General features: G+C 44.0%; 15 protein-coding genes. 11 read left to right on the top strand and 4 right to left on the bottom strand.

The genetic code is table 11. The annotated features are described in order from the left end of the window. Nucleotides 1-3 precede the first annotated feature (3 nt). Entirely contained in the window at nucleotides 4-4,014 is a 4,011-nt protein-coding gene (locus tag H1A11_RS14000) for a hybrid sensor histidine kinase/response regulator transcription factor (protein ID WP_181757346.1), read from the bottom strand. Between the two features lie 244 nt (nucleotides 4,015-4,258). Between H1A11_RS14000 and H1A11_RS13995 the strand changes: the two genes are divergently transcribed. Further along, nucleotides 4,259-6,256, top strand: coding sequence for a glycoside hydrolase family 2 protein (locus tag H1A11_RS13995; RefSeq protein ID WP_005830268.1), 1,998 nt, complete (start codon nucleotides 4,259-4,261; stop codon nucleotides 6,254-6,256). Between the two features lie 81 nt (nucleotides 6,257-6,337). Here H1A11_RS13995 and H1A11_RS13990 read toward each other — a convergent pair whose 3' ends face one another. After that, entirely contained in the window at nucleotides 6,338-7,441 is a 1,104-nt protein-coding gene (locus H1A11_RS13990; protein WP_044467387.1) for a glycoside hydrolase family 43 protein, read from the bottom strand. 138 nt (nucleotides 7,442-7,579) lie between these two features. On the opposite strand from H1A11_RS13990, the gene H1A11_RS13985 reads away from it, so the two are divergent. After that, a complete protein-coding gene (locus H1A11_RS13985) occupies nucleotides 7,580-9,106 on the top strand; it encodes a hypothetical protein (RefSeq protein ID WP_005830263.1) in 1,527 nt (508 codons plus the stop codon). A 79-nt stretch (nucleotides 9,107-9,185) separates the two neighbouring features. On the opposite strand, the gene H1A11_RS13980 is transcribed toward H1A11_RS13985, so the two are convergent. Together H1A11_RS13980 and ribB are read right to left on the bottom strand one after the other, a co-directional pair. Continuing rightward, the gene (locus H1A11_RS13980) at nucleotides 9,186-9,947 is read right to left on the bottom strand and encodes a DeoR/GlpR family DNA-binding transcription regulator (RefSeq protein WP_005830261.1); all 762 of its coding nucleotides are present in this window, start codon (nucleotides 9,945-9,947) and stop codon (nucleotides 9,186-9,188) included. Between the two features lie 7 nt (nucleotides 9,948-9,954). Further along, the gene (ribB, locus tag H1A11_RS13975) at nucleotides 9,955-10,569 is read right to left on the bottom strand and encodes a 3,4-dihydroxy-2-butanone-4-phosphate synthase (protein ID WP_005830259.1); all 615 of its coding nucleotides are present in this window, start codon (nucleotides 10,567-10,569) and stop codon (nucleotides 9,955-9,957) included. Nucleotides 10,570-10,823: 254 nt separating this feature from the next. On the opposite strand from ribB, the gene H1A11_RS13970 reads away from it, so the two are divergent. The 9 genes from H1A11_RS13970 to H1A11_RS13930 all read left to right on the top strand — a co-directional run bounded on the left by H1A11_RS13970 (nucleotide 10,824) and on the right by H1A11_RS13930 (nucleotide 24,118). Continuing rightward, nucleotides 10,824-11,657, top strand: a complete 834-nt coding sequence (locus tag H1A11_RS13970) for a transketolase (RefSeq protein WP_005830255.1) — start codon at nucleotides 10,824-10,826, stop codon at nucleotides 11,655-11,657. A 1-nt stretch (nucleotide 11,658) separates the two neighbouring features. Next, the gene (locus H1A11_RS13965) at nucleotides 11,659-12,582 is read left to right on the top strand and encodes a transketolase family protein (RefSeq protein WP_005834658.1); all 924 of its coding nucleotides are present in this window, start codon (nucleotides 11,659-11,661) and stop codon (nucleotides 12,580-12,582) included. A 48-nt stretch (nucleotides 12,583-12,630) separates the two neighbouring features. Then, the gene (locus H1A11_RS13960; protein ID WP_005830250.1) at nucleotides 12,631-14,109 is read left to right on the top strand and encodes a glycerol kinase; all 1,479 of its coding nucleotides are present in this window, start codon (nucleotides 12,631-12,633) and stop codon (nucleotides 14,107-14,109) included. A 38-nt stretch (nucleotides 14,110-14,147) separates the two neighbouring features. Further along, complete coding sequence (locus H1A11_RS13955; RefSeq protein WP_005830248.1) at nucleotides 14,148-15,572, top strand: L-fucose/L-arabinose isomerase family protein; 1,425 nt, start codon at nucleotides 14,148-14,150, stop codon at nucleotides 15,570-15,572. A gap of 35 nt (nucleotides 15,573-15,607) precedes the next feature. Then, complete coding sequence (locus H1A11_RS13950; protein WP_005834661.1) at nucleotides 15,608-16,624, top strand: GRP family sugar transporter; 1,017 nt, start codon at nucleotides 15,608-15,610, stop codon at nucleotides 16,622-16,624. Nucleotides 16,625-16,698: 74 nt separating this feature from the next. After that, a complete protein-coding gene (locus H1A11_RS13945) occupies nucleotides 16,699-19,755 on the top strand; it encodes a TonB-dependent receptor (RefSeq protein WP_016272477.1) in 3,057 nt (1,018 codons plus the stop codon). Nucleotides 19,756-19,775: 20 nt separating this feature from the next. Further along, nucleotides 19,776-21,323, top strand: coding sequence for a RagB/SusD family nutrient uptake outer membrane protein (locus H1A11_RS13940; RefSeq protein WP_009037748.1), 1,548 nt, complete (start codon nucleotides 19,776-19,778; stop codon nucleotides 21,321-21,323). A 21-nt stretch (nucleotides 21,324-21,344) separates the two neighbouring features. After that, on the top strand, nucleotides 21,345-22,886 hold the full coding sequence (locus H1A11_RS13935; protein WP_005824988.1) for a DUF1593 domain-containing protein: 1,542 nt from the start codon (nucleotides 21,345-21,347) through the stop codon (nucleotides 22,884-22,886). Between the two features lie 35 nt (nucleotides 22,887-22,921). Next, entirely contained in the window at nucleotides 22,922-24,118 is a 1,197-nt protein-coding gene (locus tag H1A11_RS13930; protein WP_005824987.1) for an esterase, read from the top strand. Nucleotide 24,119: the final 1 nt, after the last annotated feature.

Below are 24,119 nucleotides of genomic sequence, written 5' to 3'. Positions count from 1 at the left end.
TTATCATTTTAGACTGCGGATGTAATCAGATGGTGATATTCCAAATTCATTCTTGAAGTTTACAGTGAACCTTTTTGGAGAACTGAATCCTACCTCATAGGCAATTTCTGCAATTTGTTTCTGGCTTTCTTTTAGAAGTTGCTTACTGCGCTTCAAACGGATAATCCGGATGAATTCTGCCGGACCTTTACCGGTGATACACATCAGCTTTTTGTAGAGATGGCTACGACTCAACCCCAATTCTGCTCCTAACATTTCCACAGAGAAGTCGGAATCACTCATGCGCTCTTCTACTATTTTGATAGCTTTTTCAATAAATTGTTCGTCTAGTGGAGTGATTGTTATTTCATTAGGTGTCACTTCTATTTTCTGACTGAATTTACGATGGCTTTTTTCTGTCCATTCAATAAATTTCCTGATGCGCAGCTTTAGTAATTTGAAGTCAAAAGGCTTTACGATATAGTCATCGGCTCCTTGCTCAAATCCTTCACTTTTGTATTCTTCTGCCATACGGGCTGTAAGCAATATAACGGGAATGTGGGACCATTGCATGTTTGTTTTGATTTGCCGACATAGCTCTGTTCCATTCATCACTGGCATCATGATGTCGCTTATTACAATATTGACGCTGTTTTTTTCTAATATCTTCAATGCCTCTGCTCCATTGTAGGCAACCTGTATGGCGTATTCATCGGACAGGTATTCAGACATGAAACTACAGAAATCCTTGTTGTCGTCCACCAACAAGATGGTATACTGCAATTCTTCCGCATTTGGAACGGGAAGTTCATTCGGAGCTTTGTCATTGTTTAGCAGTTCCGGAAGTAATTCCTCCTTTTCACTGGCATATGTGACGATAGGCAATTTAACGGTAAATACGGAACCTTTAGGAAAATTGTCCGTAACGGAGATTGTTCCTTTGTGTAGATGTACATATTCGTTTGCAATATGCAGGCCGATTCCACTGCCGGTTTTTTCCGAAGTTTGTTGCACCTGATAAAAACGTTCGAAGATATGTTTCTTGTCTTTGTCTATGATACCTTGTCCGTTGTCTGCCACACAGATGCATGCATTGTCATCTTCGCGATAAAGATGTACATTGATTTCTCCTTTATCAGGAGTGTATTTGAAGGCATTGGACAACAAGTTGTTCATTACTTTTTTTATTTTAACCGGATCGAAGGACATGTTCAGGTTTTCTACTTCGCACATGAAACAGAAGCTGATGGTATGGTCAAGAGCATACTCTTGAAAAGTACTGCAAATCTCGCGGATAAAGTTGACAATATCTCCCGATTTGTAATGAGCTGTCTCGGCTCCTACATCCAGTTTCCGGAAATCAAGCAGAGAGTTTATCGATGTAAGTAATTGTTGTGCATTTTTATTGATTGTATTTAGTTTTTTGCGTATTCCGTCATCCAGGGTTTCTGACAATAACATTTGTAACGGGCTAATGATAAGCGTCAGTGGTGTACGTAAATCATGGCTTATATTTGTAAAGAACTTTAGCTTCATCTCATTCAGGAGCAACTTTTGTTCTTGCTCCAGTTTTGCTCGTTGTTGCTCCAGTCTTATGTTGTGATGCTTTTTGAATCGGTATATTACATAGGATATTATACCAATGGCAAACAATATGTATAAGATGATAGCAACATTACATAAATATATTGGAGATGAAACGGTTATATTCAACTCACTAGCTTCGTCATTCCATATACCGTCACTGTTACAAGCTTTAATCAATAGTTTGTAATTGCCAGGAGGAAGGGTGGTGAAAGCTACTTTGTTCTCGTTTGTATAGTACCATTGGGTATTTAATCCTTCCAGTTTATAGGCATATCTTATTTTATCAGCATTCAGCAAATCGCCTGCGGCAAATTCGATGGAGATTAAATAATCGTCATATCTGACAGACAATGATGGGGTTCTGCCAAGTACAGTTGTTAATAGTTTACGCCCTTCATATATTGAGTCTACTTCTATATGTTGATTGCCAATGGTCAGATTTGTAAAATACACCTTTGCCAGCGGTCGGCTCTTTTCGGTCAGCTTGTTCGGATTTATAGATGTATAGCCACTGGTGCCTCCCAGCAGTAAATCTCCGCTGGACAATTTACAAGCGGAATGGGAGTTGAAATGATTTTCTGGCAATCCGTCTCTGGTAGAAAGATTCTTGAAAGAAAAGTCTACTCCTTCCTGGGTGTCTGGGGTTACTTCCAATATAGACAATCCGTTACTTGTTGCAAGCCACATGTTACCATGATTGTCTTGGGTTATACTGTTAATGAGATTGTCACACAATCCGTTGTTTACGTCGAACCAGTGTAGTGAATCATTTTTTAAGTCCCAGGCAGTCAATCCTTGTTTATGGGCTAACCACAATATATCTCTGTCGTCCTTGAATACAGTGGAAATGAAGAGCTGCTTGAATGGCTGTGTCTCTTTTCGATTGGCATAAATCATTTCGGGTTTTCTCGTCACGATGTCCATTACACAGAGTCCGTATGTAGTCCCGATATACATTTTGTCTCCATAGTCATAACAGATATTGAGTACATTGATATTATTCCCATCAGGTAGTAGATAACTTGTCGCAGTATTTGCGTCCGGATTAAAACAAACCAAAGTTTCCAGTACATAACCTATCCATAAGTTTCCATATCGGTCTTCCTTCATACTCCATACGCCACTGTATGGCAGTTGGCTGTTCTCTGGAGTAAAATGGCGAATACTGTTGTTCTCATAGCAGAACAATCCGTCTTGATAACTTCCTGCCCAAATCCGTCCTTTATGGTCTTCGAGAAGACTGATGATGGCTATGTCGGGGATGGATAGTTTGCGAATGGCAAATCCTTTTTGCTTTTCTTTTACATAAAGTCCGTTCCCATCTGTTCCCAGCCAAATGTTTCCGGCCTTATCCTCTAAAATGGAGGCTATATCACCGCATTCTTTATGCTGGGTATCAATAAATTCATGGAAGCTTTCGTGATAATAAGAAACTCCTTTTTTGAAATTTCCTAACCAAATGACGCCTGAATCATCACGGTAGATTGTATTTATTCTGTTGGAAGCAAGGGATGTGGAAGACATAGGGGTATTCAGGAGGTTGACAAGGTTATCATTTACGTAGTCATAAATGAATACTCCTTTATGGTCCGTTCCTATCCAGACATGTCCGTTCGAGTCATCCAGTATGCTCCTTACCGCATTACTTTTTGTCTCTATTTTGGAATGGAGATTGATTTGGTTCCATTCCGATTTTATGTTTTTCTTATAGAATATTTGTTCATCGGTATATGAATATAGCCAGATGCCTCCATGATAATCAGTGTATATGTGCTTTTCGATAATAGAGTTGGAGGGTAAGCTGATGTTATCTACCCGTTTACATTTCTTTGCGTTGTTCTCTAGTTTCAATAAGGTCGAATTCCAAAGAAGATATAGGTTTTCACCATCATCGCTGATACTCAGTTCCGGAGTTTCTTCTGGAAAGTTTTCTATTTTGAATGTTTTAAGGGTTTTATGAGAAAAATTGAAGTAAAAAGCATTTTGGCCTTGCAGTACCCATAAATTGTGTCTTTTGTCAACATGTACTTTGTAGGTACCATTTATCTGGATGCCTATTTTAAGGAGGTATGAGGGAATATCGGTAATGAAGTTGTCTTTGTCTCGGTCGTATATACAATATCTTGCCTCGCTTCCAATCCACAAATTGCCCAAACCGTCTTCCTGTAAGTTCCAGATGTCGTTAGACAATAAAGAATGGATGTCTTTTTCTTTGGGTTGATACACTTTAAAGCTATATCCGTCGTATCGGTTCAATCCATTGGCGGTCCCTATCCATAAAAAGCCTTCACAGTCTTTCAATATGGTTTTTACGTTATTGTTTGAAAGCCCGTTTTCTACTTTCAGATGGCGAAATACATACGGAGTTTGTCCTGCTAACGGCAGATAAGCCAGTAACAGAATAATGAGGGGGAACACTAATTTGTGTAAATAGTTTGTAAAAGACATACTATATAATCTGAAATTGAATTCTCAAAGATAGCAATATCTTATTTAAATAAACGTAAATATGTTGCATTAATAGGTCTGTAATGTTGCATCGCGGTCGTATAAGTCTTAAACATGCCATCCGTTTGTTGTCTTGCGTGTCTTGAAGTGTTTTTCTCATTTATTATTCAACATTTATTTCATACCTTTGCAGGGAAGGACTGGTTCCTGCCAATATGATTAACCTTCTAATACTTTATCGAAAATGAACAGATTCATCATTTTATTTTTATTCTCTTTGGGAATATTGTCAACATGTGTATTTGCCGTAGAGGTGATTCCACTGAATGAAGGATGGAATTTCCACCGGGGTTTTCAGGCACCTGCTTCGGAAATAGTGAAGGTTACTTTGCCTCACACTTGGAATGCGGGCGATGGCATGTTTGGCAATGCCGATTATTATAGGGGATTATGCAATTACAGTCGTAAGTTGTCTGTTCCTGCCCATTATCGGGGCAAACGTTTTTTCTTGAAAGTGATGGCTGCACAGACGGTTGCCGACATTTTTATCGACCATCATTTTGTGATGCAACATAAGGGTGGTTATACGGCATTTGTGGCAGAATTGACTGATTTCCTGGTCCCGGGAACAGAAAGTGTATTGGAAATTCGTGTCAGCAATGCTCAGACTATGGATGTCGCTCCCATTTGCGGCGACTTCAATATGTTTGGTGGGTTGTATCGGGGGGTGGAACTGCTGGTGACGGAGGATGTCTGCATAGAACCTGCTTATTATGCCTCTTCAGGTGTATTCTTCACTCAGTCCGATGTATCGGAGAAAAAGGCCCATTTGAAAATTGAAGCACTGCTTTCGGCAAGGGAAACTACTGTGACCGGTTGCGAGGTGGAGTTTCGACTATATGACAAGGAAAAGTTGCTTTGCCGTGTTGCCAGTGCAGAGGTGGGTGAGGATAAAAAGGTGATGATGGACATAGTGCTTGAAAGGCCTCATTTGTGGGATGGAGTGAAGAATCCCTATTTATATAAAGGAGTGGTGATATTGCGTAAGGATGGAAAAGAGATAGACCGCCGCGAAGAAGAGATAGGTTTCCGCTACTTTCATGCCGATGCGGAGAAAGGTTTCTTCCTGAATGGAAAGCCTTATCGCTTGAATGGCGTGAACCGGCATCAGGATAGGGCAGAACGCGCTTCGGCATTTTATCCGCAAGACCATGATGAAGATTTGGACTTGATGCAGGAAATGGGATGCAATGCCGTGCGTCTTTGTCACTATCCGCAAGCCAAATACATGCATCAACAGATGGACAAGCGGGGGCTGGTGGCATGGGCTGAGATTCCTTTTGTCAATGTTTATGTGAATAATCCTGCTTATGATGAAAACTTGCGCCTGCAATTGAAGGAACTGATTTTACAGAACTACAATCACCCCTGCATTTTGTTCTGGGGGCTGTTCAATGAGATAAATTCCGGTTGGCTGGACCGTCCTTCGCGTATGGCGGCAGAGCTTCATGCTTTGGCCCGTCAGTTGGACCCGAGCCGTCCCACTATGGGAGCCAGTAATCAGGATGACGACTTCAACGGATTCACCGACCTGATTGCTTTCAACAAGTATTTCGGCTGGTATGGCGACAACATGGATGACATGGGGCGCTGGATAGACCGCGAGCATGCAGCACATCCGGAGCGGAAGATGGGCATCAGCGAGTATGGTGCCGGGGCATGCGTATTCCAGCAGGAGGACTCGCTGAGGCATCCGGAACCGTGGGGGCAATGGCATCCCGAAAACTGGCAGACTTATTATCATGTGGAGAATTGGAAACAGCTTCAGGAACGCGAATTCTTGTGGTGCAACTTCATCTGGTGCATGTTCGACTTTTCGGCGGCAGGCCGTAGGGAGGGATCCATTATGGGACGCAACGATAAGGGGCTGGTGACTTACGACCGGAAAATAAAGAAAGATGCCTTTTACTTTTATAAGGCAAACTGGAATCAAGAAGATAAGTTTGTATATATCGCAGGAAAACGATTGGTAAACAGAACCCGCAAAACCGTTGATGTGCAAGTATTCAGCAATAGCGGAGCTGCCAAATTGTATATCAATGGCAAAGCATATGGGACTGCAAAACCTGATTCCGTAAATGTACTGGAATGGAAAGGCATTGTATTGGATACCGGTGAAAATAGAATTGAAGTCAGGAACAAATATGGAGCGGATTGTTGTGTATGGATATGTCCTTTTTAATTTTCATCAGGCGCGGAATGTATAGGAGAGCCACGGGGAATAATGAACCGTGAAATGCTGTACAGTCTGCGCCTGATAGCTTTAATATGTGATTTTCTGTAAATCCGTATTCGGTCCGTGGACTACCAGTTTCCCGTCTGGTTGGATGTCTATGAGGTCGATGAATACCATTCGTTCGTCACCGGTGGTTTCGGTGCGTCCATGGTAGACACAGTAGAGCCGATTGTGAATGTCGATGAGCATACAATGCCCGGTTCCGGTCACGATGCCGCCTTGCTCTGTGTTCTTTTGCAGCACCGGATTGTTGGCAGCCTTTGTGAATGGGCCTAAAGGACTTTGGGAGGTTGCATAGCCCACCGCATAATTCTTTCCTCCGAAGAAGTTTGCAGAGTAAAGCATGTAATAGAGATTCCCGTGTTTCACCATATACGAACCTTCTGTCCAGCGTCTGTTGACCTCATGTGTAGTCACCGAACGGTTCTCCCATTTCGCTTGAGGGTCGTCCATCGTTTTGGGCGGGCAAAGCAATGCTACCGGCTCTCCGATGACACCGGAGAAATCCGGTTTCAGCTCCACGCCGTAAATCCAGCTCTCCTCAATCTCGTCAAACCAGCCCTTTGTTTTGGCCCATGCTGAGACTTCGCTCTCGACGGCATGTTTGTAGCAGCAGCGGGAGTAGTAGAGGTAGGTCTTTCCGGATGCATCGTCAAAGAGTATGTTTGCGTCGATGATAGGATAGCCGGGGTCGAATACCGGGCGGTCGGACAAATCTTTGAAAGGCCCGGTGGGTTTATCGGCTACGGCTACGCCGATACGGAAGTTCTCTTGCTCCTGAGTGGGGTTTTCCTTCCAGTTGGCGCTGAACCATAAGTAGTATTTGCCGTCGCGCTCATACACTTCGGGCGCCCAGAAACAGTCGGTGGCCCATGAGTCGGATGTGCCGCCTTGATAGACGGGACCCTCATCTTTCCATGTCACCAGGTCATCGGAGGAATATACTTTGAAGCCGTTCTGTACTCCCCCCGTCCCGTACATATAGAATTTCCCGTCGGAAGCTTTCAGGAGGAACGGGTCTCCGAAGGCCATGGGAAGTGGGTTCTGATATACTACTTTCTTCTTATCTCCGCATGATGCTGACAGCAGAGCCAATAAGACCAGTGCCAATGTGAAAAGGGTGTGCTTCATCTTGTTAGAATTTAAATGTTGAAGTAACGAAAAGTGTTTGTATCTGCAAAGTAAACACAATATAGGGAAAGCTGCAAGGAAATTAGATAGAATGCAAGCTTTTCATTATTTTTGTGCATCATTCTAAATAATTCTTTGATGGGACAGTCATTTTCGGATATATCGCTATACCACGAGTACCGGTCGGTGAAGGAGAAAGAACATTTGGTGTCACAGAAAACCTGGGACGACCTCAATCTGGATGACTTTTTCGAATGGGCCGACCGTACCTCTTCTTGTGTGGGCCGACAGTACCTCTACGACTTGTTGCATTACAACCGCCTTTCGGAGATTTCGGAACAGGAGGAAGTGATTCGCGAACTCTCTGCCGACAAGGAGTTGCGTGCAGAAATCCGGTCGGAGTTGCAGAAACTGGATACGCCGGATGCTTGCGCCATTGCATCGTTGTTTTCCATTTCCCATCCCATATATTCCCGCCGCTTTTACCGTTTGCTAAGTATATTGCAGTTCGTGCCTTTTGTTTTGTCAGGGATGGTTTATGTTACATCTTCGCTTTACGTTCTGGGGTTATTGTGTATATCGGTATTGGTGAACATGGTATTGCACTATCGCAGCAAGGCACGGATTCAGGGCTATTTCTTTTCCATCCCTCAGTTATGGCTGCTGCTCAGGCAAGCGGAGAGGCTGGCACAGATTCCGTTGTGTGTATCGGTGCATCGGGATATCCAAAAGACTTTGCAGGCGCTGCGTCCGTTACGAAAGCAACTTTCCACTTTCCGTTTCAGTATCAAGCTGGAGAGCGACATCGCCATTCTTGCTTATTTCTTCATCGAGATGGTGAATGTGTTTTTCCTGCGGGAGGTTATTCCGGTTTCCAAGGCTTTCTTTCTATTGCAGGGCAGGCAAGAACAGATTGAAGAGGTTTTCCGCTATTTTGGATTGGTGGATGCGCTTTGCTCTGTTTCCGAGCTTCGGGATGGGCTGCCCTATTATACTCTTCCGGAAGCTTGTGACGAGGGTGAAACGCTTCATGCAGAGGGCCTTTATCATCCGCTTATAGAGCATTGTATCCCCAATGACATTACGCTTTGTGGCAGTTCTGTCCTTGTTACCGGCTCCAATATGTCTGGTAAGACAACCTTTATCCGTGCTATCGGACTTAACCTGCTTTCCGCACAAGTGTTCCATACTTGTTTCGCCCGCAGTTTTCGTTTTCCCATGGATACCGCATTGTTTTCTGCTATCCATCTGGAGGATAGTCTGATGGAAGGAAAAAGTTTCTTTCTGCAGGAGGTACAGATTGTTCGAGAGATGCTGGAGGTCGGAAAGGGACGTAGGCAGCTTTTCCTGCTGGATGAGTTGTTCAAAGGGACGAACACGGTGGAACGGATAGCTATAGCCAAAGCTGTGCTATCTGCTTTGGCACACAAGAACAGTATCGTGTTTGCTTCCACTCACGACGTTGAACTGGCTTCCTTACTTGAGAACGAATATGAATCGTTTCATTTTTGTGAATGTGTTGCCGACAATACCTTGTCTTTTGATTATAAGCTGAAACCGGGACCGGCGACGGAACGTAATGCCATCCGGATTATCGAGATGTGCGGTTATCCGAAGGAAGTGGTCGGGGAAGCGTATCGGCTGGCTAAAAAACATGTTTTATAGTTTTACTTCTAATTGTTCCTTATTCCAATCGTTACTATATTGTCTGTTCAATATCTTCTGGAAGGGGTAATCTTTTAAGTTATCCAATTAGAAGGTTTATGTTCTTTTCTTTCATCTTTTCGATATTCTCTTCCGAGATATTGCTGTCTGTGATGAAAGAATTTACCATAGATATTGAACCTAAACTGGCAAATGCACTAATTCCTATCTTGGAGGAATCAGCTACCAGAATGACTTCCTCGGCGGCTTTTATCATGGCCGATTTAACCATCAGATCGCTGAGGCTCGGATAGGTCAGACTCATGTCTGGGGATATTCCTGCTGTGGCAAGGAATAGTTTGTTGGCATGGAAACCTTTGAGTGAATCGGCTGCCATCTTTCCTGTCAATGAAAGGGTGGGTGCTTTGAATTCTCCTCCTGTCACAATGAGGTTGATGCCTGGATTTTCGCCCAATATAAGTGCTATGTTCAGAGCATTGGTAATGACGGTCAGCTCTTTGTATTGTGTAAGTAGTTTGGCTATTTCTGTGGTAGTAGAACCGGAGTCGAGAATGATACATTCACCTTCACTGATAAACGACGCTGCTTTTTGGGCTATTTCTCTTTTTTCCTCAATATGGGTCTGATTGAAAACCTTTCCGGTTTTTGCAAATGAGCCCACATCCTTCAGGAAGGCTCCGCCGTGTTCTCTTTGGATATACCCTAATTTTTCAAGGGCTTCCAGGTCTTGTCTGATTGTTACATCCGTTACATTGAAAATCCTGCTTAATTCTTGAACTTTTGCATGCCCGTCTTCGCGGATAAGGTCCAGAATCTTGACTCTTCTTTGGTTTAGTGCCATATCTACTTTATATATTGTTGTTTCTACGATAATCCTGTATATCTTTGATCGCTATAATCTTCAGTCGGAACTTTTTTGCCATTTCAAGTAGTTGTGGCAAGCGGGCCATTGTCCCATCCTGGTTCAGTATTTCAATGAGAGCGCCGCCGGGTGTCAATCCTGCCATTCTTGTCAGGTCGAGTAATGCTTCTGTATGTCCGTCACGTCCCAATACTCCGTCCTCATGTCCGTAAAGGGGGAAAATGTGTCCGGGACGTGCCAGTTCCGAGGGCTTTATATTACCGGTAACCAAAGCACGTATGGTAGCGGAGCGGTCATAGGCGGAAACTCCCGTTGTGCAGCCATAGCCCTTCAGATCGACGGACATGGTGAACGGCGTGCCTAAAAGGGAAGTGTTGTCTTCCGACATTGGGGGCAGTTGGAGTTCTTTGCAACGTGAACGCGGTAGCGGTACACAAAGAAGCCCTCTTCCGTGTGTAATCATGAAGTTAACAATGTCAGGAGTTATTTTTTCACCGGATACAATAAAATCGCCTTCGTTTTCTCTATTTTCATCATCGACAACTATCACTATTTTCCCTTGTCGAACCGCTTCTATTCCTTCGTCTACAGTATTGAGCATTGTATAATCATTTAATTTTTCCGCAAAGGTAGTCAGAAAAAGTCAAATGAAAGTCTATTCTTGCTGTTTTTCTTCTTTTTTATTCTATATATTATCTTTTGCACTGTAGTTCCTTTCTCTTTTTTATTTATTTGTTTCGTTTTTCGCCCTGGTCTAATTATAAAACATGTTAATAAATAATGGAAAACTTTCGTTTTCTTTCGTTTTGTGGTTTTTATTTGTTTTCTTTGCAAAGAAATGAAAGCAAATAAGCTATGAAAACAAAAGAATTGACTCTTCAATCAGAAAGGAATCGAAAAAGATTAATTGAAATTATCTATAAGGCAAAAGCCGGTCATATCGGCGGAGATTTGTCTTGCCTCAATGTTCTTACGGCTCTTTACTTTGATGTGATGAATGTGAATGCGGACAGTCCTAAAGATGATTTGCGTGACCGTTTCATTTTGAGCAAGGGGCATTGTGTGGAGGCTTTGTATGTGACGCTGGAATCCAAAGGGTTTATAACAGAAGGCATTTTGGATACATTGGGACAATATGGCTCTATCCTTTCGGGACATCCCACTATCGGAGTTCCGGGTATTGAAGTGAATACCGGAGCCTTGGGACATGGTTTGTCTGTTGGGGTAGGTATAGCGATAGCTGCCAAAATGGACAACAGGGATTATAAAACCTATGTGTTGATGGGGGATGGTGAACAGGGTGAAGGTTCCATCTACGAAGCAGCAATGGCTGCCCGGCAGTATAGATTAGATAATTTGGTGGCTATAATAGACCGTAATCATTTGCAGATTAGCGGAAATACGGAAGATGTGATGGGAATTGATGATATCCATGATCGCTGGACGGCATTCGGCTGGGAGGTAAAGGATATGAATGGTGACGACATGGAAGATATTATCCGGACTTTCCGTTCCATTGATTATGCAAACCGTCACCCTCATTTGCTGGTGGCTCATACGACAAAAGGGAAAGGAGTATCTTTCATGGAAGGGGTAGCTAAATGGCATCATGGGGTTCCGAGTAACGAACAGTATGAACAGGCCATTCAAGAAATATCAGAAAGAATTAAGGATTTAGAATATAATTGATATGATAGCTTGCAGAAAAAGTTTCACCGACACTTTGTTGTCATTGGCTCGGATGGACAAGGACATCATTGCTGTGACGACGGATGCCCGTGGCTCGGTGACGTTAAATGATTTTGCCAAAGAATTGCCGCAGCAATTCGTGGAGTGTGGTATTGCGGAGCAGGATGCTGTGGGTATTTCAGCCGGGTTGGCTCATAGCGGAAAGAAAGTGTTTGTATGTGGTCCGGCTTGTTTTTATGTGGCTCGTAGCTTGGAACAGGTAAAGGTGGACTTGGCTTATAGCCAGAACAACGTAAAAATATTGGGAGTAAGTGGAGGAGTAGCTTACGGAGCTTTGGGGGCTACCCATCATAGCTTACACGACATTGCCGTGCTGCGTACTTTTCCCGGAATGAATATCGTGTTACCTTGCGATGCCCGACAGACTAAAAAACTGGTTGAGCTTTTGGTTGATTATCCCGAACCGGTTTATGTACGTGTAGGTCGTGCAGCAGTTCCCGATGTCTATGAAAATGATGATTTTGATTTTGCCATAGGTAAGGCCAACATGTTGCTGGACGGAACAGATCTGACTATTATCGGAACCGGTGAAACCGTATACCACACACGTCAGGCGGCTTTGAAGTTACGCGAATATGGTATTTCGGCCCGGGTATTGGATATGTCCTCTATTAAACCTTGTGATGAGGAAGCTGTTTTGAAAGCCGCTTCCGAAACCGGGCGAATCATCACGGTTGAGGAGCATAGCCAGTATGGAGGTCTTGGGGCGATGGTGACTGAAATCATATCCGAGCATCCCGTACCGGTGAAAATCCTGGGTATCCCTGATGAGAATGTGGTGCATGGGAACTCCCTGGAAATTTTTGCCCATTATGGACTCGACTCATCCGGTATCGTGAAAACTGCCCTTGACTTCCTTAAGTAACTCCGATTCGATAAATTTGAAATCAATTAGCCTTTAATAATACCTAAAATGGAAAACCTGATAATTGCAATAGACCAAAGCACCTCGGCTACCAAAGCCATGCTATTCAATGAGAGGTGTGAAATGCTGAGGCGCGTCAATGTCACCCATGAACAATATTATCCCAAATCCGGATGGGTGGAGCATGATGCTGAAGAAATTTATCGGAATGTACAGAAAAGTATAGCCGAACTGATAAAGGAGGAAGTGGCAGACAATATGTATTCGTTGGCCATCACCAATCAACGTGAAACAGTGGTTGTATGGAATAAGCATACGGGCAAACCGATATGCAATGCTGTGGTATGGCAATGCATGCGTGGTGCTGATATCTGTAATGAGTTGAAAGCCAGTGGGTACAGCGAAATAGTACAGGCGAAAAGCGGTTTGCTATTGGATCCTTATTTCTCAGCCAGTGGTGTGAAGTGGATACTTGACAATGTGGAAGGAGCCCGTCAGGCTGCTGATAACGGTGACTTATTGATGGGAACCATTGATACGTGGCTGATTTGGAAATTGACTGATGGTAAACGCCATGTGACAGATTATACCAATGCTTCCAGGACTCTTTTGTTTAATATTCATACGATGCAATGGGACAGTGACCTGCTGGAGCTATTTACCATCCCCGAAACTATGATGCCTGAATTACTGCCATGTGATGCTGTTTTTGGAGAAACTACGGTGGGAGGATTATTTAAGAATCCTATTGTCATAGCCGGTGTATTGGGGGATTCACACGGTGCACTGGCCGGTCAGATGTGCTTTGAAGAAGGGCTGGGCAAGGTCACTTATGGAACCGGCTCATCAGTGATGGTGAATATTGGTGAAAAAGCTGCCGTTGCTCCCCGTGGATTGGTCACTTCCATCGGTTTTGCCGCACTTGGAAAAATATTCTATGCTTTTGAAGGCAATATCCATTGTACTGGTGCTACCATCAAGTGGCTAGAACAGAGATTGCAGATGATTAGTTCGCCAGACGAAGCGGAAGAGTTGGCGGCTACAGTAAAAGACAATGGAGGTGTGTATGTCGTACCGGCTTTTGCCGGGTTGGGAGCTCCTTGGTGGCAAGGGGATGTAAAGGCTGCCATTTTAGGGATGACCTTAGGTACCGGGAAACCGCATGTTCTCAGGGCAGCACTTGAATCCATAGCCTATCAAGTGAATGATTTGGTCAGAGCGATGACCAGTCAGGCAGGTATAAAGCTGAAAGAAGTCAGAGCCGATGGAGGACCTACAAAAAATAAATTCCTGATGCAGTTCCAGGCCGACTGCTTACGTGTACCGATCAATTGTTCGGATGTTGAAGAAGCTTCGGCCTTGGGAGCCGTTGTAATGAACGGAATGGCTCGCAAGATATGGACGAGCTTTGAGCAGGTGTCCGTATTACGCCGGAGCCGCTACCGCATAGAGCCGCAAAGTAACCTATCACAGGTAGAAAAATGGTGTGAAGGCTGGTTGAAAGCGGTAAACCAATTAATCAGATAAATATTTTCAAAGTATAATTTAAATACCCACTATCTACAATGAAAAACAAGGAAAGAATGTGTTTCGGTATAATTATCGGCACTCGTGCTTATTTTAATTCAGAATTGGCTAAAGATGTTCGCAAACAATTGTTGAAAACACTTGCCGACGAAGGCTATGATTATGTGATCTTACCTGAAGACGCTACTCCTACCGGCAGTAGCAGTATTGAAACCCGCGAAGACGGATTGAAGTGTGCGGAACTGTTCCGACAGAATCGTGACCGCATTGACGGTATCATAGTTTCCCTGCCCAACTTTGGCTTTGAGATTGGAATCATCAATGCTATCAGCGTGGCCGATTTGAATGTCCCCGTTTTGGTACAGGCTTGTGACGACGAGAACGACAAGGTGGATCTGGACAGCCGCCGTGATGCTTTTTGCGGTAAGATTTCTGTTTGTAACAATCTGTATCAATATGGCATACCTTTTACAGATACCACGCTACACACCTATTCTATATACTCCGAATTACTGGCCAAGGATATCAATAAGTTTGCTGGTATCTGTCGTGTAGTCAATGGCTTGCGCCATGCACGTATCGGTGCTATCGGTGCTCGTCCGGCTGGTTTCCAGACTGTACGTGCAAGTGAGAAACTGTTACAGAAGAGTGGCATTACAGTCGTTCCGGTCGACCTTTCTGAAATACTCGGTGCTGCCCGTAAGATTGAGGATACGGATGCGGAGTTGCTGAAGAAGCTTGAAGAAATTAAGTGCTATGCGGCAGTTCCCAAGGAATATAGTGACAAGCTGGTGCTTCAGGCAAAATTCGGTGTGGCTGTAGAACGTTGGATCGAAGCCAATCAGATTGATGCTGTTGCTGTTCAGTGTTGGGACTCTTTGGAACAAAATTATGGTTGTGCAGCATGTGTGACAATGAGTATGCTGGGTGAAAAATTACTTCCTGCCGCTTGTGAGGTAGATATTGCCGGCGCTGTGTCCATGTATGCTTTGACATTGGCAGCGCAAGGTCAATCGGCATTGCTTGACTGGAATAACAATTTTGCAGAAGACCGGAACAAATGTGTATGTACCCATTGCGGTAACTTCCCGAAATCGTTTGTCAGAAATGACTTGAAGCTTGGTACACTGGGCGTTTTGGGACGTACGCTGGGCAAGGTCAATACATTCGGTGCCGTATATGGTAAAGTGACCAAAGGTGATTTCACATTCTTCCGTATTTCCACAGATGATACAAAAGGCGCTATCAAGGCTTATTTGGGTACTGGTGAAATCACGGATGACCCGTATGGAATGGATGGATGCATAGCTGTCACCAAGGTGAATAACTTGCAGACTCTGATGAAGTATATTTGTAAAAATGGTTTTGAACATCATGTGGCTATGGTTCGCAATGATGTGAAGGAAATTCTGAACGAAGCCATCGAGGACTATTTGGGCTGGAATCTATATGTGCATGAATGAAAAGTAAACACACGGTAAACAACAGAAGATAAATTATGATACTTGTTGACAACTATATTTTGGCCATTCTGTGTTGTGTCTATTGCTGCCTCTGTTGGGGCTCTTGGGCGAATACGCAGAAGATGGTGACCTCGAAAAGCTGGAGTTTCGAGCTTTTCTATTGGGACTTGGCTTTCGGTTTGTTTTTCACGGCTCTGTTGGGGGCTCTGACATTGGGAAGCTTGGGAAGTGAAGGCCGTACTTTCTTTGAGGACTTGGCGGCAATGGACTGGAACAGTATGAAGTATGCACTGTTGGGTGGTATTGTCTGGAATTTCGGTAATATCTTTCTGACGGCAGCCATCGCTGTGGCCGGTATGTCGATAGGGTTTCCCATTGGCGGAGGCTTAGCCTGGATAGGCGGTATAATTTTTAATTATCTGCTGATAACTTTGGCCGGTGAAGTATACCCCGGAAACCAGGCATTGCTTTGGATAGGGGTAGTTGTTATCATTGTAGCCATCTGCATTTGCGGGAAGGCTTATGGAAAGATGTCGGCGAGTCAGGCATCCACCCCTAAAAAAGGTATCTTATTGGCTATTGTGGCAGGATTGGCCATCATGTTTTTCTATGGATTGGTTGTAAAATCACTCGATCCCCAGTATGTTGCGGGTGGTACGGGAACACTGACTCCCTATACCGGCGTATTTTGCTTTGCCGCCGGTGTCCTTATCACTACTCCCATTTTCAATACGTTTGCCATGAGTCATCCGGCTCAAGGAAACAAGGTCACAATGAAGGACTATCTGAAAGGTGATACCCGTACACACCTGATCGGTATGTTGGGCGGCTTTATCTGGATGAGCGGTATGGTGGTCAGCTTTATGGGAGCCGGATCAGCCAATCCGGCCATAGCCTATGCGCTGAGCAATGCCGCACCGGTGGTAGCCATGATTTGGGGATTCTTTGTATGGAAAGAGTTCAAAGGAGCTCCCAAAGGAACTGTACCTATGATTGCGACTATGTTTGTACTCTTTGTTGTGGGGCTGGTACTGATTACGCTTTCAAACTGATATTTTAATTCATTGTTAACCCAAAATAATAATAAATGAAAACGATTGTAAGACAAATTAAACAGAAAAGGTTAATGGTCTTGGTGCTGTTCCTTTTGGTAGGTATGACATCTGTTTTTGCACAGAAACATGTAAGTGTATCTGGCAGAATCACCGATGAACTTAATGAACCGATGATTGGTGTAAGTGTATTGGAAAAAGGAACGACAAATGGTGTTATAACTGATTTGGATGGCAATTATACCTTATCAGCGAGCGAGGGTTCCACTATTGTCTTTTCGTATATCGGGTATGTGACCCAGGAAAAGAAAGCCGTTGCAGGTACTATGAATATTATACTGAAGGAAGATAGCAAGACTTTGGATGAAGTGGTTGTTGTAGGATATGGTGTACAGAAGAAAAGTTCCGTAACAGGGGCGATTTCTTCCGTAAAAGCAGAAGATTTTGAAAATCGTACCATAACCAATGCTGAGCAGGCCCTGCAGGGTAAAACAGCCGGTGTGCAAATTATTTCTGCATCTGCGGCTCCTGGTTCGAATCCCGCCATTCGTATCCGTGGATATAGCAGTAATGCCAGTTCAGATCCTTTGTATGTGGTCGATGGTTTGCGTACGAAAGACATCAGTAACCTCGATCCGAATGATATTGAGAGTATGGAGGTGTTGAAGGATGCTGCTTCTGCTGCTATCTATGGTGCCCAGGCCGGTAATGGTGTTGTCTTGATTACCACCCGGAAGGCAAAAAAAGGAGTTCGTCGTATTTCTTATGATTTCCAGTTGTCCTCCCAGTCTTTAGGTCGTACTCCTGATATTCTGAATGCTCAGGAATATGTCAATTATATGACTGAAGGTAATCTTATTCCCAGAGAAACAATAGATAGGTATTGGGATGGAAAGACAAATACCGATTGGATAGAAGAGACATTTGAATCATCCATGATGCAGCGTCACAATGTCAATTTCCAAGGTGCCAATGATAATGGCTCATTATTCGCCTCACTCTCTTATTTAAGTAATAATGGTCCCATTGTTGGCAATAAGGATGTTTTTGACCGCATTACCGGCACTGTCAATGCAGATTATAAAATAAAGGATTGGTTGAAGTTCACGACAAACAATTCATTTTCCCGTTATCATGTACAGTCTGTAAGCGAAGGTTCGGCAACCGGTTCTCTGATGCTGTCTGCCATTCAGCTTGACCCTCTGACGCCGGTCACCTATGCACCGGACAAACTGCCCGACACTATGATTAACTATATGAATCAGGGACATACTCTGCTTCAGAATGCCAATGGTGATTATTATTCCATTTCCCCTTATGGCGACTCCAATAATATCAATCCGTATATCATGCGTGACCGTGGCACAACGAAAAGGGATGGTTTTGTATTCAGCGGTTCCACTTATCTGGATTTTACTCCGATCAAAGAGTTGGTCATCACTTCACGTTTGGGATACCGTTATACTTACAGCAATTCCTACGGCTATGTTATGCCTAACATTACTTGCTCTGACCTTTATCAGGACTATGTATCGGTAAGTGCGACAAGCTCCAACACCACGTACTGGCAATGGGAAAACTTTGCCAACTATACCAAGACATTTGCAGATAAGCACAATGTAAACGTGATGCTTGGTATGTCCTATTCTTCCAATACTTCCTTTGGAGTGACGGGAGGAATCAATGGTAGCCGTTCCGGCGACAAGGTTGATTTGGGTATTACCAAGTTGGATCCCAATTATGCCTATTTTGCTTTTCGGACCGGTACTGCCACTCGTACGGTAAGTGGTGGAGAGAAGCGGAGGTATGCCAATCTTTCTTACTTTGGCCGGGCATCTTATGACTATGCAGGCAAGTATTTTGCCCAATTCACCCTTCGTGCGGATGCAGCCGACTTGTCTATCCTTCCTTTGCAGAAACGTTGGGGCTATTTCCCGGCTGTGTCTGTCGGCTGGGTACTTTCCAACGAGAAATTTATGGAAAACCTCAAGTCAATCTCTCATTTGAAGTTGCGTGCAAGCTGGGGACAGAATGGTAGTATCGCCGGTTTGGCAGACTATATGTATGATGCTACGATTTTGTCTGGAATCAATTATCCGATGTCAGGTGATGTGTCTTATGAAACAGGTTCGTTGCCATCTGCAACCGGTAACTATGATTTGAAGTGGGAAACTTCCGAACAGATAGACTTGGGTATCGACCTCCGGATGCTGAATGACCGTTTGAGCTTCGGATTTGACTATTATGAGAAGAAAACCAAAGACTTGATTGTAACCGGTATTACTCCTTCTTTGATTGTGGGTAACACTACTTCACCTATGAATGCGGGAAATGTCAAGAACAGCGGATTTGAGTTTGAACTCTCATGGCGTGATCATATCAAAGATTTCAGTTATAGTGTAAAAGCTAACATCGCTACTTTGAAGAATAAAGTAACTTATCTTCATGAAACATTGGAGCGTATTGCCAGTACAACAAGTGCAGGTATCGGCACTATGAATTATTTTGAAGAAGGACATCCCATTTGGTACATGCGCGGTTATGAGTGCACGGGTATTGATCCGCAAACGGGTGACCCAATGTTCAAAGACAAGAATGATGATGACATTATTGGAGATGCCGACCAGACAGAGATCGGTTCTGCCATTCCCGACTTTACTTATGGTATTACTTTGACAGCTGCCTGGAAAGGCCTTGACCTGACAATCTTTGGTTCCGGTTCTCATGGCAATGATGTGTTTGCCGGCTATAACCGTACTTCCCGTATGAAAGCGAATACCTTGAAGGAATTCTATGACGGACGGTGGATTGCTGTGGGAGACAATGCAAAATATGCCCGTTCCAATCCCAGCAATTATGATAAGTATTTAAAGAGCTCCAAATTTGTATTCGACGGCTCATATTTTAAAATCAAGCAGATACAGTTGGGCTATAACCTGCCTAAGAATTTGTTGAAGCAGGTGGGTTTGAGTAACCTTCGTTTGTATTGTTCTTTAGACGACTTCTTCACATTTACCAAATATCCCGGATTTGATCCTGAATTTACGAGTACAGGCAATGCGATGGGTTTGGATATGGGCTCTTATCCGTCCAGCAAGAAAGTCGTGCTCGGTCTTAACGTAGTATTTTAATCTTTAATTCAATACGAAATATGAAAGCAAAATATATTTTATCAAGTCTGTTACTTGCCGGCTGCACTTTCTTTTCCTCTTGTGAGGACAATCTGGATATTTCGCAGCATGGGGTAAGCACTTTCGAAAATTTCTATAAAACGGATGCCGATGCGGAAGAAGCCATTATAGCCTGCTATAGCAATTGGAAGGACACCTATGAGCCTGCGTTCTGGCTGAAGAATCTTCTTTCTGACGATTGCTATTCGGCAGGGGAAAGCTGGACGGCTGCCAGTGCGCAGTTGCTGTCGACCTATACGTTCGACTCTGATTTTTCCCATATTAAAACGTTGTATACGAATCTTTATAAAGTGATTTATGCCGCCAACATTGTTTTGCAGTATGTAGGCGATGATTCTGAGGTTAAGCTTCGTGCACGTGCAGAGGCAAAGGTTTTCCGTGCGATGTCCTACATCGAATTGATCAGTCTTTGGGGAACTCCGCCGTTGGTGGACCATCCGTTGAAAGCAAACGAATATTCCCAGGCAAATGGTAATACAGAGGCGCTTTGGGCATTGGTGAACCAAGATTTGACCGAAGCTGTCAACAGTGGCAATTTGGAGGAAAAGACAAGCTTGGACAACTTTACCTATCGTATCACCAAACAATTTGCACAAGCCTTGTTGGGCAAGGCATACGTATTCCAGAAGAATTATGGTGCTGCTGTTACAGTTTTGGATGAGGTAATCAATAGCGGGAAGTACGACCTTTACAGTGATTATGAGAATATCCAGACTACCAAAGGCGAGGCGAATTGTGAAAGTCTGTTTGAAAGTAATTATGTTTACGACGCCAACAATGTTACCGGCATTATGAGTAACATGATTTGGGTATATGTGCATTGGCGTGGAGACATGCTTGCATTCAATGAGCCTACTCAAATCTATTCTCATGGAGGCTGGGGATTTTTTAATCCGACGAAGGAAAGCTACGATGCGTTTGTCGAAATGGGAGATACTTATCGGTTGAATGCCTCTATCAAGACATACCGGCAAATGGAGGATATGGGTATCTCATTGAGCAATGCCATAGCTTATATGCCGGACAATGCCGGTTACTTCAGCTGGAAATACCGTGTTTATGAAGCAGATGTCATCAACTATTGGTGGTTGCGTTGTCCTAACAATACCCGTGCCATGCGTTATGCCGAGGTTCTGCTGCTTGCTGCTGAAGCGAGTCTTCAGTCCGGAAATGCAAGTAAGGCTGCCGGATATGTGAATAAAGTGCGTGACCGTGCCCAGTTGCCTGCATTGGGCAACGTTTCTATGGATGATATCAAGAAGGAGAAGCGTCTGGAGCTTTGGATGGAAGGCTGCCGTTACCAGGATTTGATTCGGTGGGGTGATGCTGCTACGGTACTTGCCAAGAGAGGGCAGGAAAGACCGGCTCTTTACAAAGACGGCCGTGTAAGCTGGGATGAGCAGAAAAATGCTTCTGCCGGCTTCAAGAGTGGTAAGCATGAACTGCTTCCGTTCCCTGCCACTGAAATGAATGTCAATAAGAATATGACCCAGAACCCGGGTTGGTAATTAATCAATAAAACTTAGTTTATGAATAAATTAAAATGCTTATTCCTATCAGGCCTTATGGCTGTGATGCCGGTTTGCATGAGCGGACAGCAGACGCCCGGTGAAAAATCGTCAAAACCGCGTGTCATCATTACTTGTGACCCGGAACTTGATGACCTGAACTCTTTGATACGTTTCCTGCTTTTCAGTACGGATTTCCGTGTGGAAGGCTTGATTTATGCCAGCAGCCAGTTCCATTGGAAAGGTGACGGGCACGGCACGAAGTGGTATGTGCCGGGACGTGAATATTCCCGTAATGGCATAGACTACGGACCGATGGAAAGTTGGCGTTGGGATCCGGATGAACGTTTCATTGACGATGCTGTGGAAGCTTATGAGAAAGTATATCCCAATCTGAAAGTGCACGACTCGTCTTATCCGACTCCCGAATACCTGAAGTCTAAAGTGCGTATCGGTAATATCGAGTTCGACGGTGATATTTCCAAGGACACTCCGGGGTCGGAGCTGATTAAAGCTGTATTGCTCGATGATTGTACGGATCCGGTATTCATCAATGCTTGGGGAGGTGGCAGCACCATCGCCCGTGCCTTGAAGTCCATTCAGGATATTTATGAGCATACCGATGCCTGGAAAGGCATCCGTGAGAAGATAATAGGAAAAGTGGTCCTTTCCCTTTCGGGTGATCAGGATGATACGTATGCACGGTATATCCGACCTTTCTGGCCGGAACTCAGACAAATGGAGATGGGGGGCATGACAGTCGGCCTGGCTTATAATGCACAGTTAAGAGCCTCCAAGGAAAATCAGATTTTCTACTCTCCGGAATGGATGCAGGAGAACATCCGCAGTAAAGGTCCTTTCGGCGAGATGTATCGGGTCTGGGGAGACGGTAAGCAGATGGTGAAAGGTGATAAGTTCGATTTCTTCGGTTTGTCGGGTTATACGGTTGATGAATTGAAAAAGCAAGGCTATGTGGTTTGGACCGGAATCCAGCCGAAAGGGTCCTATCTGGCTGAAGGCGACACTTACTGTTTCCTGAATTTGATAGGTAACGGCCTGCGTGGTCACGAAGACCCCACTTATGGAGGATGGTGCGGTGGAAGAACCGTCCTTCCCGATTCGGTGAAGAATCTTCCGCGCATGGAACAGATAAAGTATAGAGCCGAGCACTATCCTTTGCCCGACTTCACTGCTCCGGTAATGAATGGATTGGCTGCCCGTTTTAAATGGTCGGTCACTCCAAACTATGCCGACGCAAATCATGAACCGGTGATAAAAGGGGCGCTTGCCATGAGTGCCAAGCCGGGTGAGAAGCTGAAACTTAAATACACTGTAACCGATCCGGATAAGGATGCCCTTACCATTAAATGGTGGCAATATGTGTCAGCCGGTACATATCGGGGCAAAGTAGCGGTAGATGACCCTGCTTCTGCAAATACAACTTTTACTGTTCCGGCTGATGCCAACCCCGGTGATACCATCCACTTGATTTTGGAAGCTACGGATAACGGTACGCCACAGATGAACCGCTATCATCGTCTGATTATTACAGTGGCAGAATGAACTTGAATCAATGAACTTTAATTTGAAGAACTGAAATGAAAAAGATTATATTGGCCGCATTTATGGCAGCCTGTGGACTGCAAATGTCTGCCCAGCAGAATTTGTTTGTAGCGCAAGACCTCGAGTCTGCAATTGTGAACAAAGATAACACAGTGACTTTTAACTTTAAGGCTCCTGATGCCCAAAAGGTGCAGATTGCCGGTGACTTTGCCGAAAAGGCGGAGGGACAACACATTGGAGGTATGGTGGGAGCAGGTTTGATAGACATGACAAAGAATTCAGAAGGAATTTGGACCTATACTACCAAGCCGTTGGATTCAGAACTTTATAGCTATGAATTCATGGTAGATGGTGTGCCGACTATAGACCCTAACAATGTTTATGTCTATCGTGACTTTGCTACCACAAGCAATGTGTTTATTGTAGGGAATGGTAAGGCAGATTTATATAAGGTAAATAAAGTTCCTCATGGAACATTGGCCCATCGTTGGTATCACTCTGATGGTATGAAAATGGATCGCCGTATCAATATCTACACGCCGGCAGGTTATGAACAATCCGGTGATAGGAAGTATCCGGTACTCTATTTATTGCATGGTATGGGAGGGGATGAAGATGAGTGGACAACTTTTGGACGTGCTGCACAGATTCTCGATAATTTGATTGCACAAGGCAAGGCTGAACCGATGATTGTTGTGATGCCCAATGGGCATGCTGCCATGGAGGCTGCACCTGGTGAGAGTAGTCTGGGATACTATAAACCTTACCATATGAAGAATGGAACCATGGACGGTGCTTTTGAAGCCTATTTCCCTGAGATTATCACGTTTGTAGAAAGTAATTATCGTGTACAAGCGGACAAAGCTCATCGTGCTATTGCGGGGCTTTCAATGGGTGGTTTTCATTCTGCCAATATTTCTTTGAACTATCCTGATATGTTCGACTATGTAGGTTTATTCTCTGCGGCCCTTAATGTCCAGAGTGCAGGTCAGAAAAATAGTCCGGTTTATCAGGATATGGATAAAAAGTTAGCTGTTCAGTTTGATAAGGCTCCCAAACTTTACTGGTTGGGTATCGGTAAAGACGATTTTCTTTATAGAAACAATGCAGCTTATCGCGCTGATTTGGATAAAAAAGGATATAAATATGAGTTTATGGAAACTCCTGGTGGACATGTATGGACCTGCTGGCGTATTTATCTCTCTGTATTTGCTCCCAAGTTGTTTAAATAAA

The organism is Bacteroides sp. CACC 737, assembly GCF_013874375.1.
GTDB lineage: Bacteria > Bacteroidota > Bacteroidia > Bacteroidales > Bacteroidaceae > Bacteroides > Bacteroides uniformis.
This window is presented reverse-complemented; position numbering and strand designations above follow the sequence as displayed.

Coding starts and splice junctions, on each gene's coding strand:
- H1A11_RS14000 (WP_181757346.1), bottom strand. CDS start 4,014: ATGTCTTTTACAAACTATTTACACAAATTAGTGTTCCCCCTCATTATT.
- H1A11_RS13995 (WP_005830268.1), top strand. CDS start 4,259: ATGAACAGATTCATCATTTTATTTTTATTCTCTTTGGGAATATTGTCA.
- H1A11_RS13990 (WP_044467387.1), bottom strand. CDS start 7,441: ATGAAGCACACCCTTTTCACATTGGCACTGGTCTTATTGGCTCTGCTG.
- H1A11_RS13985 (WP_005830263.1), top strand. CDS start 7,580: ATGGGACAGTCATTTTCGGATATATCGCTATACCACGAGTACCGGTCG.
- H1A11_RS13980 (WP_005830261.1), bottom strand. CDS start 9,947: ATGGCACTAAACCAAAGAAGAGTCAAGATTCTGGACCTTATCCGCGAA.
- ribB (WP_005830259.1), bottom strand. CDS start 10,569: ATGCTCAATACTGTAGACGAAGGAATAGAAGCGGTTCGACAAGGGAAA.
- H1A11_RS13970 (WP_005830255.1), top strand. CDS start 10,824: ATGAAAACAAAAGAATTGACTCTTCAATCAGAAAGGAATCGAAAAAGA.
- H1A11_RS13965 (WP_005834658.1), top strand. CDS start 11,659: ATGATAGCTTGCAGAAAAAGTTTCACCGACACTTTGTTGTCATTGGCT.
- H1A11_RS13960 (WP_005830250.1), top strand. CDS start 12,631: ATGGAAAACCTGATAATTGCAATAGACCAAAGCACCTCGGCTACCAAA.
- H1A11_RS13955 (WP_005830248.1), top strand. CDS start 14,148: ATGAAAAACAAGGAAAGAATGTGTTTCGGTATAATTATCGGCACTCGT.
- H1A11_RS13950 (WP_005834661.1), top strand. CDS start 15,608: ATGATACTTGTTGACAACTATATTTTGGCCATTCTGTGTTGTGTCTAT.
- H1A11_RS13945 (WP_016272477.1), top strand. CDS start 16,699: ATGGTCTTGGTGCTGTTCCTTTTGGTAGGTATGACATCTGTTTTTGCA.
- H1A11_RS13940 (WP_009037748.1), top strand. CDS start 19,776: ATGAAAGCAAAATATATTTTATCAAGTCTGTTACTTGCCGGCTGCACT.
- H1A11_RS13935 (WP_005824988.1), top strand. CDS start 21,345: ATGAATAAATTAAAATGCTTATTCCTATCAGGCCTTATGGCTGTGATG.
- H1A11_RS13930 (WP_005824987.1), top strand. CDS start 22,922: ATGAAAAAGATTATATTGGCCGCATTTATGGCAGCCTGTGGACTGCAA.